This is a genomic window from Martelella mangrovi (assembly GCF_040545495.1).
Lineage (GTDB): Bacteria > Pseudomonadota > Alphaproteobacteria > Rhizobiales > Rhizobiaceae > Martelella > Martelella mangrovi.
In genome coordinates this window covers 87,750-107,328 of the sequence record NZ_JBEPLY010000005.1, presented here as the reverse complement: position 1 = coordinate 107,328, position 19,579 = coordinate 87,750, and the positions used below count along the sequence as shown (strand labels likewise).

16 protein-coding genes and 1 pseudogene are annotated in these 19,579 nt (G+C 59.1%); 9 read left to right on the top strand and 8 right to left on the bottom strand.

Annotated features, from left to right (window positions below; translation table 11 throughout):
* Window positions 1-80: 80 nt before the first annotated feature.
* From lon to clpP, 3 genes and pseudogenes are all read right to left on the bottom strand, one after another.
* A pseudogene (lon, locus tag ABID12_RS09445) lies at window positions 81-2,430 on the bottom strand (endopeptidase La); the annotation flags it as partial.
* A 239-nt stretch (window positions 2,431-2,669) separates the two neighbouring features.
* On the bottom strand, window positions 2,670-3,947 hold the full coding sequence (gene clpX / locus ABID12_RS09440) for an ATP-dependent Clp protease ATP-binding subunit ClpX (RefSeq protein WP_106312532.1): 1,278 nt from the start codon (window positions 3,945-3,947) through the stop codon (window positions 2,670-2,672).
* 363 nt (window positions 3,948-4,310) lie between these two features.
* The gene (clpP, locus tag ABID12_RS09435) at window positions 4,311-4,937 is read right to left on the bottom strand and encodes an ATP-dependent Clp endopeptidase proteolytic subunit ClpP (RefSeq protein WP_106312535.1); all 627 of its coding nucleotides are present in this window, start codon (window positions 4,935-4,937) and stop codon (window positions 4,311-4,313) included.
* Between the two features lie 307 nt (window positions 4,938-5,244).
* Here clpP and ABID12_RS09430 point away from each other — a divergent pair, with 307 nt between their 5' ends.
* Window positions 5,245-6,429 (top strand): GGDEF domain-containing protein, encoded by a 1,185-nt coding sequence (locus tag ABID12_RS09430; RefSeq protein ID WP_354434012.1) that lies wholly within the window; start codon window positions 5,245-5,247, stop codon window positions 6,427-6,429.
* A gap of 96 nt (window positions 6,430-6,525) precedes the next feature.
* Here ABID12_RS09430 and ABID12_RS09425 read toward each other — a convergent pair whose 3' ends face one another.
* A complete protein-coding gene (locus ABID12_RS09425) occupies window positions 6,526-7,809 on the bottom strand; it encodes an O-acetylhomoserine aminocarboxypropyltransferase (protein ID WP_354434011.1) in 1,284 nt (427 codons plus the stop codon).
* Window positions 7,810-7,930: 121 nt separating this feature from the next.
* Between ABID12_RS09425 and ABID12_RS09420 the strand changes: the two genes are divergently transcribed.
* Complete coding sequence (locus tag ABID12_RS09420; RefSeq protein WP_106312544.1) at window positions 7,931-8,317, top strand: DUF6455 family protein; 387 nt, start codon at window positions 7,931-7,933, stop codon at window positions 8,315-8,317.
* A 6-nt stretch (window positions 8,318-8,323) separates the two neighbouring features.
* Here ABID12_RS09420 and ABID12_RS09415 read toward each other — a convergent pair whose 3' ends face one another.
* Window positions 8,324-8,758: a CoA-binding protein gene (locus ABID12_RS09415; protein ID WP_354434010.1), complete on the bottom strand. Its 435-nt coding sequence runs from the start codon at window positions 8,756-8,758 to the stop codon at window positions 8,324-8,326.
* 74 nt (window positions 8,759-8,832) lie between these two features.
* Here ABID12_RS09415 and ABID12_RS09410 point away from each other — a divergent pair, with 74 nt between their 5' ends.
* Together ABID12_RS09410 and poxB are read left to right on the top strand one after the other, a co-directional pair.
* Complete coding sequence (locus tag ABID12_RS09410; protein ID WP_354434009.1) at window positions 8,833-9,186, top strand: hypothetical protein; 354 nt, start codon at window positions 8,833-8,835, stop codon at window positions 9,184-9,186.
* Window positions 9,187-9,466: 280 nt separating this feature from the next.
* Complete coding sequence (gene poxB, locus ABID12_RS09405; RefSeq protein WP_354434008.1) at window positions 9,467-11,188, top strand: ubiquinone-dependent pyruvate dehydrogenase; 1,722 nt, start codon at window positions 9,467-9,469, stop codon at window positions 11,186-11,188.
* Between the two features lie 408 nt (window positions 11,189-11,596).
* Here poxB and ABID12_RS09400 read toward each other — a convergent pair whose 3' ends face one another.
* Together ABID12_RS09400 and ABID12_RS09395 are read right to left on the bottom strand one after the other, a co-directional pair.
* Window positions 11,597-12,067 carry a hypothetical protein gene (locus ABID12_RS09400; RefSeq protein WP_354434007.1) on the bottom strand — a complete coding sequence of 157 codons (471 nt, stop codon included), beginning with the start codon at window positions 12,065-12,067 and terminating at the stop codon, window positions 11,597-11,599.
* Between the two features lie 89 nt (window positions 12,068-12,156).
* Entirely contained in the window at window positions 12,157-13,494 is a 1,338-nt protein-coding gene (locus tag ABID12_RS09395; protein WP_227023785.1) for a threonine/serine exporter family protein, read from the bottom strand.
* A gap of 384 nt (window positions 13,495-13,878) precedes the next feature.
* Between ABID12_RS09395 and pstS the strand changes: the two genes are divergently transcribed.
* The 5 genes from pstS (at window position 13,879) to ABID12_RS09370 (ending at window position 18,568) form a co-directional block, all read left to right on the top strand.
* Window positions 13,879-14,913, top strand: coding sequence for a phosphate ABC transporter substrate-binding protein PstS (gene pstS / locus ABID12_RS09390; protein WP_354434006.1), 1,035 nt, complete (start codon window positions 13,879-13,881; stop codon window positions 14,911-14,913).
* A gap of 135 nt (window positions 14,914-15,048) precedes the next feature.
* Entirely contained in the window at window positions 15,049-16,020 is a 972-nt protein-coding gene (pstC, locus tag ABID12_RS09385; protein ID WP_319519996.1) for a phosphate ABC transporter permease subunit PstC, read from the top strand.
* Between the two features lie 13 nt (window positions 16,021-16,033).
* Window positions 16,034-16,936 (top strand): phosphate ABC transporter permease PstA, encoded by a 903-nt coding sequence (gene pstA / locus ABID12_RS09380; protein WP_106311196.1) that lies wholly within the window; start codon window positions 16,034-16,036, stop codon window positions 16,934-16,936.
* Between the two features lie 37 nt (window positions 16,937-16,973).
* On the top strand, window positions 16,974-17,783 hold the full coding sequence (gene pstB, locus ABID12_RS09375; protein ID WP_354434005.1) for a phosphate ABC transporter ATP-binding protein PstB: 810 nt from the start codon (window positions 16,974-16,976) through the stop codon (window positions 17,781-17,783).
* Between the two features lie 107 nt (window positions 17,784-17,890).
* On the top strand, window positions 17,891-18,568 hold the full coding sequence (locus tag ABID12_RS09370; RefSeq protein WP_319519993.1) for a hypothetical protein: 678 nt from the start codon (window positions 17,891-17,893) through the stop codon (window positions 18,566-18,568).
* Window positions 18,569-18,572: 4 nt separating this feature from the next.
* On the opposite strand, the gene ABID12_RS09365 is transcribed toward ABID12_RS09370, so the two are convergent.
* The gene (locus tag ABID12_RS09365; RefSeq protein WP_354434004.1) at window positions 18,573-19,565 is read right to left on the bottom strand and encodes an MDR family oxidoreductase; all 993 of its coding nucleotides are present in this window, start codon (window positions 19,563-19,565) and stop codon (window positions 18,573-18,575) included.
* Between the last annotated feature and the right edge of the window lie 14 nt (window positions 19,566-19,579).

Sequence of the window (19,579 nt, the reverse complement as noted above, 5' to 3'; positions counted from 1 at the left end):
GAGAATTCGGCGTTAATGCGCCACTGTTTTGTTCGAGTCACCGTCTGATTCATCAGCGGGAATCGAGACCGGATCAGTCTCCGGATCCCACTCGATGGGCTGCGGCGCCTCGACCAGCGCATGCTGCAGCACCTCGCCCATGCGCGACACGGGAATGATTTCCAGACCGTTCTTCACGTTGTCCGGGATCTCCGGAAGGTCCTTGGCGTTCTCTTCGGGGATCAGCACCTTGGTGATACCACCGCGAAGTGCTGCCAGAAGTTTTTCCTTCAGACCGCCGATCGGCAGAACCCGGCCGCGCAGCGTGATCTCGCCTGTCATGGCCACGTTCTTGTTCACCGGAATACCGGTCATCACGGAAACGATCGCCGTTGCCATGGCGACACCGGCAGACGGTCCGTCCTTGGGCGTTGCGCCTTCGGGAACATGGACGTGAATGTCAGTCTTGTCGAACATAGGCGGTTTGATGCCGAAATCGACCGCACGCGAGCGAACATAGGATGCCGCCGCAGAAATCGATTCCTTCATGACATCGCGCAGATTGCCGGTGACCGTCATGCGGCCCTTGCCGGGCATCATCACGCCTTCGATCGTCAGAAGCTCGCCACCGACTTCCGTCCACGCCAGACCGGTCACGACACCAACCTGGTCGTCACCTTCGGCCTCGCCATGGCGGAAGCGCTGGACGCCGAGATAATCCTCAAGGTTATCCGCCGTGACATGCACTGCGGTCTTGTCGCCCTTGACGATCTCGGTCACGGCCTTGCGGGCAAGCTTCATCAGCTCACGCTCCAGGCTGCGCACGCCCGCCTCGCGGGTGTACTGCTGGATCGTGCGTTCCAGCGCGCCGTCGTCGACCGAGAACTCCTCGGGCTTGAGCGCGTGTTCACGGATTGCCTTGGGCAGCAGGTGACGCTTCGCGATTTCCAGCTTTTCCTGTTCGGTGTAGCCGGCAATGCGAATGATCTCCATACGGTCCATCAGCGGGCCGGGAATGTCGAGCGTGTTGGCCGTGGTGATGAACATCACGTTGGACAGGTCGTATTCGACTTCCAGATAATGATCCATGAAGGTCGAGTTCTGTTCCGGGTCCAGCACTTCGAGCAGGGCCGAGGACGGATCGCCGCGGAAATCGGCGCCCATCTTATCGATCTCGTCGAGCAGGAACAGCGGATTGCTCTTGCCGACCTTCTTCATCGACTGAACGATCTTGCCGGGCATGGAGCCGATATAGGTGCGCCGATGGCCACGAATTTCCGATTCGTCACGGACACCGCCAAGCGCCATACGCACATATTCACGCCCCGTCGCCTTGGCGATCGACTGCGCAAGCGAGGTCTTGCCGACGCCGGGCGGGCCGACGAGGCAGAGGATAGGACCTTTGAGCTTCTTGGCGCGCGCCTGCACGGCAAGATACTCGACAACCCGCTCCTTGACCTTTTCGAGGCCGAAATGGTCTTCCTCGAGCACCTTTTCAGCATGCTTCAGGTCACGCTTGATCTTCGACTTCGCGTTCCACGGCAGGCCGGTGAGCCAGTCAAGATAGTTGCGCACCACGGTCGCTTCCGCCGACATCGGGCTCATGTTGCGGAGCTTCTTCATCTCCGCATCGGCCTTTTCGCGTGCTTCCTTGGTGAACTTGGTCTTCTTGATGCGGTCTTCCAGTTCGGCCATTTCGTCACGGCCGTCCTCTCCCTCGCCGAGTTCCTTCTGAATGGCCTTCATCTGCTCATTCAGATAATACTCGCGCTGGGTCTTCTCCATCTGCCGCTTGACGCGGGTGCGGATACGCTTTTCGACCTGCAGAACGGAAATCTCGCCTTCCATGAAGCCGAGCGCCTTTTCAAGGCGTTCCTTCACGCTGGTGGTCTCCAGCATTTCCTGCTTTTCCGTCAGCTTGATCGCAAGATGCGAGGCAACCGTGTCGGCAAGCTTCGAATAGTCCTCGATCTGGCCGGCAGCACCGACGACCTCGGGCGAAACCTTCTTGTTCAGCTTGACGTAGTTTTCGAATTCGGAAACCACCGAGCGGGCCAGAGCCTCGATCTCGACAGCGTCTTCTTCCGGCTCGCCCAGCACTTCGGCATCGGCTTCGTAGAAGTCGTTTTCCAGCCGAACATCGCCGATGGCGGCGCGCGACTTGCCCTCGACCAGGACCTTGACCGTACCGTCGGGCAGTTTCAGAAGCTGCAGCACATTGGCAATGGTGCCGATGCGGTAAAGCGCATCGGGCTCAGGATCGTCGTCGCCGGCGTTGACCTGGGTAACCAGCATGATCTGCCGATCGGCATTCATGACCTCTTCCAGCGCACGGATTGACTTTTCGCGGCCGACAAAGAGGGGAACGATCATGTGGGGGAAAACCACAATGTCACGCAATGGCAACACCGGGAACGCAGCATTTTCCGCTGCAGGCGCGTTCTGCGTCATGTCTGTTTCCTTTCAGGCAGCCCGGCCGCACACCGGGCATTGACGGACTGCTGGGAGGACAGTCCGAAAGTTCGTCTCGATTGTTGCGGAACAAGTGGCGCTTTAAAAGAGCGATTTCAACCTTTGCCCGTGTTTTCGGCGGAACAACGGGTCATTACACGCGTTTTGCCGTGTTTGTCCGTAAAACGACGAAGGCAGGGACCTGCCCTGCCTTCCGTTTCACTTTGAAAACGCCGCGATCAGGCCGATGCGTTTGCCTTGTCGTCCGCGTGATTTTCATAAATGTAGAGCGGCTGCGAGGTCCCCGAAACGACTTCGTCGGAGATCACAACTTCGCGAACGCCCTTCATGGCCGGCAGTTCGAACATGGTGTCGAGCAGGATCTTCTCCATGATCGAGCGCAGTCCGCGCGCGCCGGTCTTGCGTTCGATCGCCTTGCGGGCAATCGCCATCAACGCGTCCTCATGGAAGGTCAGTTCGACATCTTCCATTTCGAACAGGCGCTGATACTGCTTCACGAGCGCGTTCTTCGGCGCTGTCAGGATCTGCACCAGTGCCGTCTCGTCGAGGTCCTCGAGCGTGGCGATGACCGGCAAACGGCCGATGAATTCCGGGATCAGGCCGAACTTGACCAGATCTTCCGGCTCCAGATCGCGCAGCACATCGCCGACCTTGCGGTCGTCAGCGGCCTTGACCGAAGCGCCGAAACCGATCGACGTCCGTTCGCCGCGCGCCGAAATCACCTTGTCGAGACCGGCAAAGGCACCGCCGCACAGGAACAGGATGTTGGTCGTATCAACCTGCAGGAACTCCTGCTGCGGATGCTTGCGCCCGCCCTGCGGCGGCACGGAAGCCACCGTGCCTTCCATGATCTTCAGCAATGCCTGCTGCACGCCCTCACCCGAGACGTCACGCGTGATCGACGGATTGTCGGACTTGCGGGAAATCTTGTCGACCTCGTCGATATAGACGATGCCACGCTGGGCGCGCTCGACATTGTAATCGGCCGACTGCAGCAGCTTCAGAATGATGTTCTCGACATCTTCACCGACATAGCCGGCTTCCGTCAGCGTCGTTGCATCCGCCATCGTGAACGGCACATCGATGATCCGCGCCAGCGTCTGGGCAAGATAGGTCTTGCCGCAGCCCGTCGGGCCCACCAGCAGAATGTTCGACTTCGAAAGCTCGATATCGGAACTCTTGGAGGCATGCGAGAGGCGTTTGTAGTGGTTATGCACCGCAACCGACAGAATGCGTTTTGCATGGCTCTGGCCGATGACATATTCATCGAGCACACCCATGATTTCCTGCGGTGTCGGCACGCCGTCGCTGGACTTCACCATCGAGGTCTTGTTTTCCTCGCGGATGATGTCCATGCACAATTCGACGCATTCATCGCAGATGAAAACCGTCGGGCCAGCGATCAGCTTGCGGACTTCGTGCTGACTCTTGCCGCAAAAGGAACAATAGAGCGTGTTCTTGGAGTCACCGCCATTGTTACCGCCGACTTTGCTCATTATCACTTCCTTCCAGTAAGCCGTCCCTTGATCCGGATGAACGGCCACTCAACTTTTTCGCTTCTACCGTACGTCGAAAAGCTTGCAAAACATCAGGGCAACAAAACGACGCAACGGCGCTACTGGCAATGGACGCAAACGCCAAACAACGTCCCACCGGCTATCCATGAAACCGGATATCAAATCCGGTTTTCCATACTATTAACGGCTTGAGCGCCGGTTTAAACCCAAAAAACGCGATCGTGAACCCGAATTACCGTCTCGACGTCCACAAAACAAACAACGCACCCGCCGACGAGACCGTAAAGTCAGGTCCCGCACGGAGGAAGCGCGGTTCAGATACGCATGATCGGGCGCCGAAGATCAGTTGCCGCCCTCGATTTCACTGCGCGAGGTCATGACCTTGTCGATAAGGCCCCAATCCATCGCCTCACTCGCATCCATGAAGTGGTCACGATCGAGCGTCTTTTCAACCTCTTCATAGGACTGACCGCAATGACGGACATAGACCTCGTTGAGGCGGCGCTTCATCTTGAGAATGTCGCGGGCGTGGCGTTCGATATCCGAAGCCTGGCCCTGGAACCCGCCGGAGGGCTGATGCACCATCACACGCGCATTCGGCGTGGCAAAACGCATGCCCTTCTCGCCGGCGGCGAGCAGCAGCGAGCCCATCGAAGCGGCCTGACCGATGCAAAGCGTCGAGACGGCCGGGCGGATAAACTGCATGGTGTCGTAAATCGCCATGCCGGCAGTCACCACGCCACCGGGTGAATTGATGTAGAGCGCGATTTCCTTCTTCGGATTTTCCGCTTCGAGGAACAGCAGCTGGGCGCAGATCAGCGACGCCAGATGATCCTCCACGGGACCGGTAAGAAAGATAATCCGCTCCTTGAGCAGGCGGGAATAGATGTCATAGGAACGTTCGCCGCGATTGGTCTGCTCGACGACCATGGGTACAAGAGCCATCGCGGTATCTACGGGATTTGTCATGTCTGTCCTTCGGCCGGCTGATCGGAACCGTTTTTCATCGAATCTTTCGTTACCCTCCTACATAGAGTGCCTCACCCGGTCACTTCAAGAGAAGTGTTTTCAAAGCGTGCATCCGGCTTCGGCCGACACTTCGCCGCCATTGACGGATTGCAGAGATTTGCCGCTGCAAAACAGCGCATTCAGAACGATTAAATCGATTAACTTTAAAAATGGTCCAGGGAATGTGTGGTGCAGCTTAACCATGAGGGCTACTAACGGCATTCGATTTCATCAAGTTGGGAAGCGATCCGCCGCCTTGCATTATAACTTGACGGCCGTTTTTGTCTGGGCGGCAGACTGTATTCTGTTGTCCGTGCTGTTGCTGCCGCTGTGGCTGCGCAACAAAGACCGGAGCTTTATCCTGTTGTGGTCGGTATCGCTGTTGCTGATGGGGCTCGGACTTGCCGGCCTGATCGCCATCGGTGTTTACGGCGTCCGCTTCTTCACCCTGCCGATCGCCGCCCTGGTTGCGGCTGAAACCCTCTCCACAGCCGGATTGCTTTCGCTTTACGGCGCAAAGTGTCCGCTGCGGTTCATGCTCTGCAGTCTGGGCGTATGGCTGGCTGCGTTGCTGCTGTTTCATCTGTCGGGATTCGGTTCGGTTGCCTGCATTGCCAGTTATTATCTGGCCGATATCGGCATTGCCGTCTACGCGGTTCACTTTCTGCTGCGCCATGCCGATTTCGAGGAGGTCGGTTACCATCGCGCCACGCCGCTGATCCTGTCTGTCGAGGCCGTCGTCGGACTGGTGATCGCCATCCTGTTTCTGATTGACAGCCCCGCCCTCCCCGACGAAGGCGTCATGATCTCCGTTGCGCTGATCTCCGGATTCCTGCTGTTTTCGGTGAAGATTTTTCACGCTGTCTGGCTTTCCATCGAGAAATTCGAATTCCACCTCAGAAAGCTTGCGTTTCACGACCCCCTGACCGGCATCCTGAACCGTCGCGGTTTTTTCCACGGTATCGAGGAGCGGATCACCTATGCCCTCCCGGACGAGCTGTTTGCCTATCTGATGATCGACGTCGATCACTTCAAACGGATAAATGATCGTTTCGGACACGATGTCGGCGATCAGGCTCTTGTCGCCTTTGCGCACAATGTTCTGGCGGAGATCGGGAAAGAGGCGCTGTTCGGCCGAACCGGCGGCGAAGAGTTTGCGGTCTTCATCAAGGTCGGCGACGTTCAGGAGGCGATCAGCATTGCCGAGCGGATCAGGGCCCGGCAGGCAGCGACCCTTTATACCGGCACAATCCGCCCGACAGCGATGACCGTAAGCATCGGCATCGCATTTCAGAAAGGCCGTTTCACCGGTTTCGAAACATTGCTGTGGCAGTCGGACCGGGCGCTCTACGAGGCCAAGAACCAGGGCCGCAACTGCGTGGTCAGCTATAGTGCCGTGCCTTCGCCCGTGACGCCGGAAGGGGCGCTTGCCGCGCTCGGAAACGCAAGCTGACCATCCGGCCCCACCCCTTGTGGATAAATTGAAGAACCGGCGGACAGGGCCTGTGCACAATCCGTCGGTTCCGCATTACCTGTGTCCGGGTGATCGTCAGATCCTGGAAAAGGCCTGCTCAAGATCGGCAATGATATCAGCCACATCCTCGATACCCACCGAGAGACGCACCACATCCGGCCCGGCGCCGGCGGCAATCTGCTGTTCTGTCGTAAGCTGTGCATGGGTTGTGGATGCAGGGTGGATAACCAGTGATTTGGTATCGCCGATATTGGCCAGATGCGAGAACAGTTCGAGGCCTTCGACAAAGGTCTTGCCGGCCTCGTATCCACCCGTCAGGCCGAAGGTGAACACGGCCCCTGCCCCTTTTGGCGCATAGCGCTGCTGCAGGCTGTGGTTTTCGTCATCCTCAAGCCCCGGATAGCTGACCCAGGCAACCTTGTCGGACTGCTTCAGCCATTTCGCAACGGCAAGCGCATTGTCGCAATGGCGCTGCATGCGCAGCGGCAGTGTCTCGATCCCGGTGGAAAGCATGAAGGCGTTGAACGGCGAAATTGCCGGCCCGAGATCGCGCAGGCTCAGCACGCGCGCGCCCAGCGCGAACGCCATCGTTCCGAATGCCTCGTGAAGCACCAGCCCGTTATATTCGGCGCGCGGGGTGCTCAGCATCGGATAGCGGCCGGATTTCGACCAGTCGAAGGTGCCGCCGTCGACGAGAATGCCGCCCATGGAATTGCCATGACCGCCGAGAAACTTGGTGAGCGAATGAACCACGATATCGGCGCCGTGTTCGAAAGGCCGCACCAGATAGGGCGTCGCCATCGTGTTGTCGACGATCAGCGGCAGCCCGTGATCGTGCGCGACCCTGGCAATGGCGGCGATATCGACGAAGGTGCCGCCGGGATTTGCGAGGCTTTCGATATAAACGGCTTTGGTGTTCTCATCAATCTGCGCGGCGAAGCTCGCGATATCGCCGGAATCCGCCCAGCGCACCGACCATCCGAAATTCTCGAAAGCATGGCCGAACTGGTTGACCGAACCGCCGTAAAGGCGGCGGGCCGCGACGAAATTGTCGCCCGGCTGCATCAGCATGTGAAAAGTCAGCAATTGCGCGGCATGACCGGAGGCCACGGCAACGGCGGCCGATCCGCCCTCAAGGGCTGCCACCCGCTCTTCAAGAACCGCCGTCGTCGGGTTGGTGATCCGGGTATAGATATTGCCGAATTCCTGAAGCCCGAACAGGGCTGCGGCGTGATCGGAATCGTTAAACACGTAGGATGTCGTTTGGTAGATCGGTGTCGCGCGGGCATTGGTCGCGCTGTCGGGTGCCGCCCCTGCATGAATTGACAGTGTCGAAAAACCCGGTTCCCTGGTTTCCATAATGATTATCCTTCCCTGTTTATGGACCGGTCTTGTCGACTGACCGGCCCTGTTTTGATCAAGATCAATGTCGTCTTTTATACAAACGTCAAAATTGCCGTCGACCAAGAGGAGCAGCGCAATGGGCGTTTTGACCGACGACAATCACGCAGATGACCGTTATGCCGAATGGCGCAATGCCACCCATTCCGAAGGTGAAGAGTCCGCCGCCCTTGCCTTCCTCCAGCGCATCGCCGCGGAAGACATTGCCATGGCAGAGCCGCGCGACGCCAGCGAAATGAACGAGATGATGAAGGTTCTCAACATCGACCCGGTCGAGGCCGAGTTTCAGTATCGTCGTCTTTTTTACGGCATGCAGGCCAATTGCGCCGGGTGTCGGGCAAAACAGCGCTGCCGCGCGGATCTGGCATGCCAGAGGGCCGAGCGTCATTTCCGCGAATATTGCGAAAATTCCGAAATCCTCAGCGAGATGCGCGCCGATCCGGACATGCTGCGCTTTGAAGGCTGAGCGCCGTCATCCCGCCTGCATGAGACGCGGATATTCGATCGCCGGGCAGCGGTCCATCACCACTTTCAGCCCCATTGCCTCTGCCTTTCGCGCCGCGTCCTCATCGATAATGCCGAGCTGCATCCAGATCACCGCCGGCTTCGGCGCGAGCGCAAGCGCTTCGTCCACGACGCCGCCGACATATTCGGAGGCCCGAAAAATATCGACCATATCGATAGCGCCCGGTATTTCCGCAAGGCTGCCATAGACCGTCTGGCCGTGAATGCTTTTGCCGGCCAGTCCCGGATTGACCGGGACCACGTCATAGCCCCGTGCGAGCAGGAAGCCCATGACCCGATTGCTCGGCCGCTCGGGCTTGGGCGACGCCCCGACCAGGGCAATCCGCCGGACGGAGCCCAGGATTTCACGTATTTTTGCATCTGTTTCAGCAGGTTGCGTCATGGTGTTGCACATCTCCTTATGGTATTGACGAATACGAAGTCCATGGAGGAGCCCTCAGGGGCGTTGGGTAGACCATGAAGAAGCTCATACTCGCATCGGCCGTGCTCATGCTTGCAGCCGGCACAGCGGCAGCGCAAGAGCCGATCAATCGTTACGACATTCAGAACATGACCTGTAATCAGGTGCACGGCATCCTTGCCAGTCAAGGTGCGGCGATCCTGCGCTATCCCGCCCCCAGCGGCAGCGGGCGCACACTTTACGACCGCTATGTCAGCAGCCCGGCTGTCTGTTTCGCTCAGGGCGGACATGCCGTGCAGCGTGTGGTGCCGACCAGCGACACCAATGCCTGCCCGACACTGTCATGCAAACCCGGCCCGCCGGAATGCGACGACATGGCCCTTGGCCTGTTCTACTGTGACGACGACTGACGGAACAATCGCCGAATTTGCCAAATATCCGGCGTCAATCGGAAAATATTGTCACGCCCCGCGCCGCAGACTGCTTTCGCGTACCCGAAACGGTCTGTCGGGGCTTCCCCTCTTTTCAGCCTGTTGGTAAGCTTTTTTCTCGTCTCCGGCGTTCTTTTCAGAACTGCGTGATCTGTTCCTGCGCGGCGATGGAGCTTCGGAAACGGTTTCCGGCTGAAGCAGGCGCACTCTGCCGGACTGGCAAGTATCCCAGGCGCCAGATAACGAAAAGAGCATAATCATGGCAGAGAGTATCGCACATTACATCGCCCGCTATCTTGGTGAGGCAGGCGTCAAGCGGATCTGGGGGGTCACCGGCGATTCGCTGAACGGGCTCAGCGACAGCATCGGCCGCCTGAAGACGCTGGAATGGATGGGTACCCGCCATGAGGAAGCCGCAGCCTTCGCTGCCGGCGCGGAAGCCCATGTCACCGGCAAACTGGCGGTGTGCGCGGGGTCGTGCGGGCCCGGCAACCTGCATCTCATCAACGGTCTTTATGACTGCAACCGAAATCATGTGCCGGTTCTCGCAATCGCCGCCCACATCCCCTCCTCCGAAATCGGCAGCGGCTATTTTCAGGAAACCCATCCGCAGGAAATCTTCCGCGAGTGCAGCGTCTATTGCGAGCTGGTCTCCACACCGGACCAGATGCCCTATGTGCTGGAAGTCGCCATGCGCACGGCCATCGCCAAAAAAGGCGTCGCCGTGATCGTGCTGCCGGGCGACGTCGCCCTGAAGGAAATGCCCGGCGATACCGCGATCCGCTGGAATGCTCCGCGCCAGCCGGCCGTGGTGCCGCCCGAGGCGGAAATCGATGCTCTGGCCGAACTGCTCAACAATGGCAGCAACATCACGCTTTTGTGCGGTGCCGGCTGCGCCGGTGCGCGCGAGGACGTTTTGGCCCTTGCCGAGGCGCTGCAATCGCCCATGGTTCATGCCATGCGCGGCAAGGAATTTATCGAATATGACAACAGATTCGATGTCGGCATGACCGGCTTGATCGGTTTTTCCTCGGGCTATCACGCAATGGGGTCGGCCGATACGCTGCTGATTCTGGGCTCCGCCTTTCCCTATCGCGCTTTTTATCCCGCTGAGGCCAAGATCGCCCAGGTCGACACCCGTGCCGAAGCGCTCGGCGCCCACACCCAGGTCGATCTCGGCATTCTAGGCGATGTCGGCTCGACCATCCAGGCGCTCCTGCCCAAGCTGAAAAAGGGTCGCAGCAGCCGGTTTCTCGACAACGCCATCAAGCATTACAAAAAGGCGCGCGAAGGCCTTGATGCGCTGGCAACGGAAAAGAGCGCGAAGGAGCAAATTCATCCGCAATATGTCGCCCGACTGCTCAGCGAAAAGGCCAGTGAGGATGCCGTTTTCACCTGCGATGTCGGCACCCCGACAGTCTGGGCCGCACGTTATGTGGGCATGAACGGCAAACGCCGCCTGATCGGATCGTTCTCGCATGGCTCCATGGCCAATGCGCTGTCACAGGCCATCGGCGCACAGGCCATCGACCGCGACCGGCAGGTGATCGCCATGTGTGGCGATGGCGGCTTTTCGATGCTGATGGGCGACGTCCTTTCGGTCACCCAGCTCGACCTGCCGATCAAGATCGTGGTGTTCCACAACCGCACGCTTGGCTTCGTGGCGATGGAGATGAAGGCCGGCGGCTATATTTCCGATTCGACCGATCTCAGCAGCCCCGATTTTGCCCGCATCGCCGATGCGGCAGGCATGAAGGGTATTCATGTCGAAGACGCCAGCCAGCTGTCAGCCGCCCTCGACGAGGCGCTGGCCACGCCCGGTCCGGTGCTTGTGGATGTGATGACCGCCAAGCAGGAACTGGCCATGCCACCGCAGATCACCATGGAACAGGCCAAGGGCTTCAGCCTCTACATGATGCGGGCCATCCTGAATGGACGCGGCGATGAACTGGTGCAGTTGACCAAAACCAACCTGCGCTGAGACCACACCCGGGACAACGACGAAAAGGCCCGCTTCCCTGCGGGCCTCAGTTCGTCGATAAACCCGAAGACGTGCGGGTTGTTGCCTTCACCGGCCGTTCCCACAGGTGTCATGCTCGGACTTGATCCGAGCATCCATTCCAGTCAACCCTTTGATAAAAAAGAGTTTAAAATGAGCGTTTATCGTGTGGCCCTGGATCCTCGGGTCAAGCCCGAGGATGACACGGAGTGAGGGGCAGCTTTGTCAACAAACCGAGGGCCGCTTGCTGTGCGCTTCCAGAAAGAGACTTTGCGCGCAAGAACTTGGCTCTTGCCGGCTTCCGGCTCAAGGCCGGAATGACGGCGGGGGGATAGGCAAAGCTGTGATTGTCTACAGGGTTTGACGAAAATTCCGTCTCCGGCTCTTCGGTCAGGCCCTGCTGGCGCTCCAGAGCCCACCGGCCGTGACGAGAATCGGCAATGCCAGATAGCCGCCGAGAATGATGAGCAATCCCTCCGCACCGCTGGCGTGAAGATAGTCCGCCCCGCAGGGAGATCCGTGGAAAACAGCGCCCAGCCAGGCATTCCGCGTCAGGGCGAGCAGAATCAGCGATAAAGCCGCCGCGAAAATACCGGCACTTCGGTTTGCCGTGCGTTTGAACGATGCCCACAGGATGAAACAGATCGCAATGAACAAAAGCGGCGCCGACAGAATGCTGCCTGTGATGAATGTCCCATCCGCGCCCTGCGTACACGTACCGGTGAACCCCAGAAGCTGAAGCGGCATGGCGGTGATGATCATGGCGGCGGCGGCCCACATCCACCGGCCCACACAGGCCAGTATCACCGACGCGACAAGCGGCAGGCACACGGCCCCGACGATAATGACGAACGGATTCATGACGCCCCCGTCACGTGTTGATGATCCTGCGCGAAAACACGATCAATCGATAAAACCATGACCGTATTGCGTAGCTTTTCGACCGGATATTAATCCTCGTGATCGCGCGTTGGAAATTCCGGCCTGCGGAATGTCGAGGAGATCATGGTGAGCCCTGCCCCGATCGCGCCAACGGTGAAGATCACCTGCAGCCCGGCGCTTGTGGTGGCGGCCAGCATCATGTCGGATTTTTCGAGCGGCTGGACGGTGATTTCCAGGAGGCCGATGATCCAGTGGGCCGCCGCACTGCCCGGCACCATGGGAATGCAACCGGCAACCGCGATGGCATTGCCCACGCGCCGGACCGGAAACGGTGTGTTGTAGGAAAGCTCGACCACCAGCGCCACGGCAACGGCAGCGGCAAAGGATGCCGCCTCAAGCGGCCAGCCGTGCAGCATGCACAAAGTCCGCACCGCCAGCGCCAGCGCGCCGGCCAGCGCGGCCCAGCCGAGATTGCGATAGCCGAAATTGAACAACACCCCGAAGCCTGCCGCAGCAACGGCGCCGAAAAAGGCATGATGGGCAATGTTGGGCGCGGATTTCGGCGCATCCTGCAATCCGCCGCCAAGCACGATATGGGCCGCACCGACCCCCAGCGTAATGAACACGAGAATCATCGCGACAGTCACGAAGCGCGCGCTGCCGAGCGTTGGAAATCCTTCCATGATATCGGTCTGGGCATTCATCGACGGCACCCCCGGAACCAGCATCAGCACCGCAGCACTCATCGAGGTATCGATCATGGTGCTGCCCATGGCCATCGCCCCGAGACCGGAAAGCACGGCAGCGGCAAACGCCACCGTGGCCGTGACGACGAAGGCATTATAATGGCGCTCAAGCAGAACGAGCCGGATATACTGGCCGACCATGCTGGCGATCAGCGTTGTCACAAAAGCCGGCGCATCCGCGCCCAGAAGCCGGCCGAACGCCGCGCAGGCAAGCCCGGCGGCAAACACATTGAGCGCCTTGTGATGCTTCAGCGTGTCGCGCTGGGCCTTTGAAAGCTTGTCCTCTACCGCCTGCGGGGTCATGCCCCCTCTGCCGACCTCGGCGCAGATCTCGCGGACGCGGTGATTGATCCGCATGTTCACACCATGATGCCCGACCCCGGCCATATGGGTCGAGGTGCACACGCCATCGCCCACCGTGGTCGCAATCGAGGCGAAACCGACGCGAATGTCGACGCTTGTGACGCCAAGCCCCAGCGCAACCTTGCGAACCCCTTCGCGAACGACGGCCGACTTCGCACCGGTTTCCATGAGGATACGTCCCGCCTCCAGCGCTATCAGCGCTGTCTTTTCCAGCGCCCTTTGCCGCAGGAGCAGTTCGGCCACGGTATCTTCATGCGGTCCCTCTGCATGCCGGGCCGGGGTGCCTGTTTCAGTCATTGCATCTCCTGTTGCAAAGGCGGATCTGTAAGCGACGTTCGGAATGGCCGCCGGCATAGCGCTCGGCCAGCGGCGAAATTAGACAGCGGCTGCGCATGCGCCTTGCGCTATGTCAAGCAGGCGATGCGAAGCCTTTGCCTATCGTATCCAAAGCGCGGCTGCGGGGAAATGGGGGACAGTCGGGAAAGGCAAAAAACCAGAAACGTCAAATACTGCGTCAAGTCGATTTTGTTTATGACAGTTTTATGACTGTTGTGTGACACTTTTTTTAAAGAAAATGCAGGATATCCACGCGAATATGAATTTTTTACAACATGCTATGCTTGGAATTATTTCGTTGTTATAGGACTTCCGTTTTCAACCAAACCTCAAAAGGGCTATCTGATGAAAATCGGAAATTTCTCCAAGGGCGCTAAGGTCGCAGCCGTTGCAACCGCCATGCTGGTGTCCGGCACTGTCGCACAGGCTCAGGACGTTCAGCTGACGGGCTCCGGCGCCTCTTTCCCCTTCCCGCTCTACTCGGCCTGGTTTAAGGATTTTGGCCAGAAGACCGGTATTGAAGTCAACTACCAGTCGAAGGGTTCCGGCGCCGGTATCGAAGACTTCACCAATGGCGTTGTCGACTTTGCTGCTTCCGATGCGGCCATGGACGATGAGGAAATCGCCAAGATCGACGGCGGCGTCGTGCTTCTGCCGATGACGGCCGGCGAAGTTGTTCTCGCCTTCAACCTTGATGGCGTTTCCGACCTGAAGCTGCCGCGCGATGTTTACCCGAAGATCTTCCTCGGTGAAGTCACCAAGTGGAACGATCCGGCCATCGCTGCCGCCAATGACGGCGTCGACCTGCCCGACGAAGACATCACGGTTGTTGTTCGCGCCGATTCTTCGGGCACGAGCTTCAACTTTACCAATCATCTGGCCGCCATCAGCTCCGATTTCGAAAGCACTGTCGGCGCCGGCAAGACCGTTCCGTGGCCGAAGGCTTCGAACTTCATCGCCGCTCCGGGCAACCAGGGCATCACCGCCACGATCAAGCAGACGCCCGGCGCGATCGGCTACATCGAATACGGCTATGCCAAGCAGACCAACACGCCTTACGCCATGCTTGAAAACCAGGCCGGCAACTACGTAAGCGCTGGCGCCGATGCCGGTAAGGCCGCTCTGGCTTCCGCCGAATTCGACGATCATAACCGCGCTTTCATCACCGACCCCAAGGGTGAACAGGCTTACCCGATTTCGACGTTCACCTGGCTGCTCTTCTACAAGGAAGGTCAGGACGCCGATACCGTTGCTGCCCTGAAGAAGATGGTCGACTACGGCCTGACCACCGGTCAGGAAATGTCCGACAAGCTCGGCTACATCCCGCTTCCGGAAAACGTCATCGAACTTGATCGCAAGTCGATGGAAGAAATCAAGTAATCGAGACAGCACGCTGTCTTGTGCCGGGGCGTATTGTCATGCGCCCCGGCTTTCTCAGTTCAGGATCCGTTTGCGCTTGCGTCAACGACAAGATCACCGGGATAGCCCCGATCTTCGCCAGTAGGAGCCCGCTTGATGGCCGACAACACGAAAAACACATTGCCTGAAGATGGCAGTGTTTCGAGACCGCCGACCGCTTTCGAATACGGTTACGACAAATCCTTTCGTATCCTGACGCTGGCCGCCGGCGTTCTGACCATCCTGCTTCTGGTCTATATCTTCTGGAAGCTCGGCGCACAGGCTGCCCCCGCCATGCGCGAATACGGGCTGGGCTTTCTGACGACCGTGGTCTGGAACCCCAATACCAATGAATACGGTATCCTCGCCGAAATCTGGGGGACGCTTTATTCCTCGCTTCTGGCCCTGCTTTTCGGCGGCGTCCTCGGCATTGCGGTTGCGATCTTTCTGACACAGGGTTTTCTGAACGCGCGCCTGGCCTGGGTCTTCCGGCTGATCGTCGAGATGCTTGCCGCCATCCCTTCGGTGGTTTACGGCCTCTGGGGCATCTACGTTCTGATCCCGGCGATCCGCCCGGTCGCCAACTGGCTGCACGATACCCTGTCCTTCATCCCGTTCTTTTCGACCAAGCTTGCCGGCCCCGGCATGTTTCCGGCCATGATCGTGCTGTCGATCATGATCCTGCCGACCGTTGCGGCAATCTCCCAGGATGCCTTCAAGGCTATTCCGATGAAGATCCAGGAAGCGGCCTACGGTATGGGCACGACCAAGTGGGAAGCGATCCGCAAGGTGATCATCCCGACTGCGTCCGGCGGCATTTTCGCCTCGCTGGTTCTCGGTTTCGGCCGGGCGCTGGGTGAAACCATGGCGCTGGCAATGCTGATCGGCAACGCCCAGCACGTCACGCTGTCGCTGTTTTCGCCGGCCACCACGCTGGCCTCGCTGCTCGCCTCCACCTTCCCGGAAGCCGGCGCCAACCAGATCGGCCCGCTGATGTACGCCGCCGTCGTTCTTCTGGTGATCACCATGGCCGTCAATATCATCGGCACGATCATCATGAATTATACCTCCCGCCAGACCGTCACCTGAGGATGATCAGATCATGAGCACGACGGACCAGACAACGATGAACCCCGAAGTGGTCGCCCTCGGCGATCCCAATCTCAGCTTTTCCTTCGGCGAACGCCGCACGCTGATGAACTTCATCCAGACCGTAATCCTGTGGGTGCTGGCCGGCATCGCCGCCATCCCGCTGATCTCGGTCCTGTGGATGCTGATCAGCCGTGGCGGTTTGCGGCTCTCGGCGGCAATCTTCACCGAGCTTCCGCCCGCCCCCTTCGAACAGGGCGGCGGCATCGGCAACGCCATCGTCGGCACGCTGGTCATGGTTGCGATTGCATCGCTGATCTCGATCCCGGTCGGCGTTCTCGGCGGCCTTTATACCGGTCTTATCAACCCCGACGGCAGGATATCCGCGCTGATCCGTTTCGTCGGCAAGGTCCTGACCGGTTTTCCCTCGATCCTCTCCGGTGTCTTCGTCTATGCCTGGCTGGTGGTCGTGATGAAGACCTATTCGGCGATTGCCGGCGGTGTTTCGCTGTCGATCCTGATGCTGCCGACCGTACTTCTGACGGCCGAACAGGCCTTCCGGATGGTGCCCCAGCGGATGAAGGATGCCGCCTACGGAATGGGCTGCAATTCAACACAGGTTGCGACCAAAATTGTTTTGCCGACCGCCCTTCCAGGTGTTATGACCGGTGTAATGCTTGCAGTGGCGGGCGCGTCCGGTGAATCGGCCCCGCTGCTGTTTACGGCGCTTTTTTCGAATTACTGGATCGGGAGCTTTACCGAGCCGACAGCATCATTGTCGATTTTGATCTATAACTTCTCGGCAATGCCCTATGAAAACCAGATTGAACTTGCATGGACAGCCTCTCTTGTTCTGGTTCTGATCGTGCTTGTCTTCAACATTCTCAGTCGCTCGTTCGGCACTCGCCGCGTGTAGGAGAAAAAGGTCGATTATCATGTCTACGGAAATGGAAATGAACAAGATTGAGGCCGCGGCCGCACAGCAGCACGGCAATGTTGCCATCGGCGCGAACATCGACAAGATCTACTACGGCGATTTCCTGGCCGTGCGCGACGCCGCCGTCGATATCGAAAAAGGCAAGATCACGGGCTTCATCGGCCCGTCGGGCTGTGGCAAGTCGACGGTGCTGCGTTCGCTCAACCGCATGAACGACCTGATCCCGATCTTCCGCCTTGAAGGGCATGTGCATTTCCTGGGCCAGGACGTCTACGGCAAGAATGTCGACCCGGTGGTCGTGCGCCGCCATATCGGCATGGTGTTCCAGCAGCCGAACCCGTTTTCGATGAGCATCTTTGAAAACGTTGCCTTCGGCCTGCGCCTCAACGGCTTCAAGGGCGACATTTCCGGCCGCGTCGAAAAGGCGCTGCGCCGCGCGGCGCTCTGGAACGAGGTCAAGGACAAACTGAAGCAGAATGGCCTGTCGCTTTCCGGCGGCCAGCAGCAGCGCCTGTGCATCGCTCGCGCGATTGCCACCGAGCCGACCGTTCTGTTGATGGACGAGCCCTGCTCCGCGCTTGACCCGATCGCCACGCGCCAGATCGAGGAACTGATGCTGGAGCTGAAGAAGGACTACACGGTCGCGATCGTGACCCACAACATGCAGCAGGCAATCCGCGTTGCCGACAAGACGGCGTTCTTCTCCGTCGACATGTCGCAGGGCGGCCGCACCGGTTTCCTCGTCGAAGTCGGCGACACCAAGCAGATTTTCGAAAACCCGAAGGAAAACCTTACGAAGGAATATCTTTCGGGCGAGTTCAGCTAAGGCTGAAACGAACCATCGCAGCGTTTTCGGGCGGCTTTTCCCAAAAGCCGCCCTTTTGGTATAATGCGCCAACCGCGCCAGCTCTGGGACGCAACAGAAAGAGTTTGATGTTCAGACACAGCCTCGACCTTGAGAAGATCGAAGCCAAACTGCGTGACACACAGCGCCAGTTCGAACGCATCAACATGCTCCTGACGATGCGTCGCGAAAGCATGCCCGATTCCATCATCGAACACATGATGGAAGGATATGCCTATGTCGACCGTCTCCTGAATGACGGAACCGATATTCTCAAACTCGGCGAATTTCACCACCTGCTCGAGCTTAATCATATCGTCCTGTGCGGTTCGTCAGCAAAAAGCAGAGCAGAATTCCGGCATCACATCGAGCGCACCGAATCGCATTTCTACGACCGCCATAACGGCGATATCGGCGGACTGGTCGACTGGTATCAGCGCCATACGGGCAAGGGTGTGCGCAAACGGGCTGCCGGCATTTACGTACGGGCGCTGAGCCGCCCGCAGCTTTTCATCGAGGGCAATCACCGGACCGGCGCGCTGGTCATGAGCTATATTCTCGGGCGTGAGGGCAAGCCGCCCTTTGTTCTTACCCCTGAAAATGCCGAGGCCTATTTCAACCCGTCCAGCCTGGTTCGTGACGCGCACAAATATTCGATCGACGAATTGATCAAGATACCGAAGCTTACGCGCTATTTCGCCCGCTTTCTGAAGGAGACAGAAGACGAGAGCCTTGTCGTGAAGACGGCCGAACTGGAAAAGACCTGACCAGTCAGGCGACTTCCACAACCATGCGTCCGCGAATACGTCCCGCCAGAATGGCCTCGGCAGCTTCCGGCAGATCCGCAAGCCCCACCTCGCCTTCCGTCGCCAGATCGATCTGTTCAGGCGTCAGCTGCGCCTGCAGCAGGCGCCACGCCGCTTCGCGGCGCTTGAGCGGCGCCATCACCGAATCGACCCCGATCAGCGCAACCGATCTGAGAATATGCGGTATCACCGTTGCCGGCAGATCCGCGCCGCCAGCAAGACCGCAGGCCGTCACCGCGCCGCCATACACCGTTTGCGCCAACACATTGGCCAGTGTCGTAGAGCCGACGCTGTCGACCGCACCGCTCCAGCGTTCGGCCTGGATCGGCTTGCCGGCCTCTGAAAGCTCCTGACGGTCGATGAAATTGCTGGCGCCGAGCTGACGCAGATAGGCATGGGTTTCCGGCCTGCCGGTCGAGGCTGTAACGCTGAACCCCAGCGAAGAAAGCAAGGCCACGGCATAAGAGCCGACGCCCCCGGCCGCTCCCGTCACCAGCACGCTGCCCTCGTCAACGGAAACCGCTCCCCAGGCAAGCAACTGGTTGACGCAAAGGGCGGCCGTATAACCGGCCGTGCCGATTGCCATCGCCTGTTTCTGGGTGAACTGCTCCGGCTGCGGCATCAGCCATTTCGGCTCGACTCGCTGAAACGCGCTATAGGCGCCCCACGCGGTCTCCGACATGCCATGACCGTTGGCGATCACCTTGTCGCCGGGCTTGAAGGCCTCGGCATCCGACTCGATCACCGTACCGGCAATGTCGATGCCCGGCACCATCGGAAAGCGCCGTGCAATACGGCCCTTTCCGGTGACGGCCAACCCGTCCTTGTAGTTGAGGCTGGAATAGTCGACCCGCACGAGAACAGGCAGGTCCGGCAGGTCGGATCGACTGAGTTCCATCAGCTCTGCCTTCGCATTGTCCTTGTCGCGGATCAGCAAAGCGGGAAAGGTCTCACTCATCATGCACTCCCTGT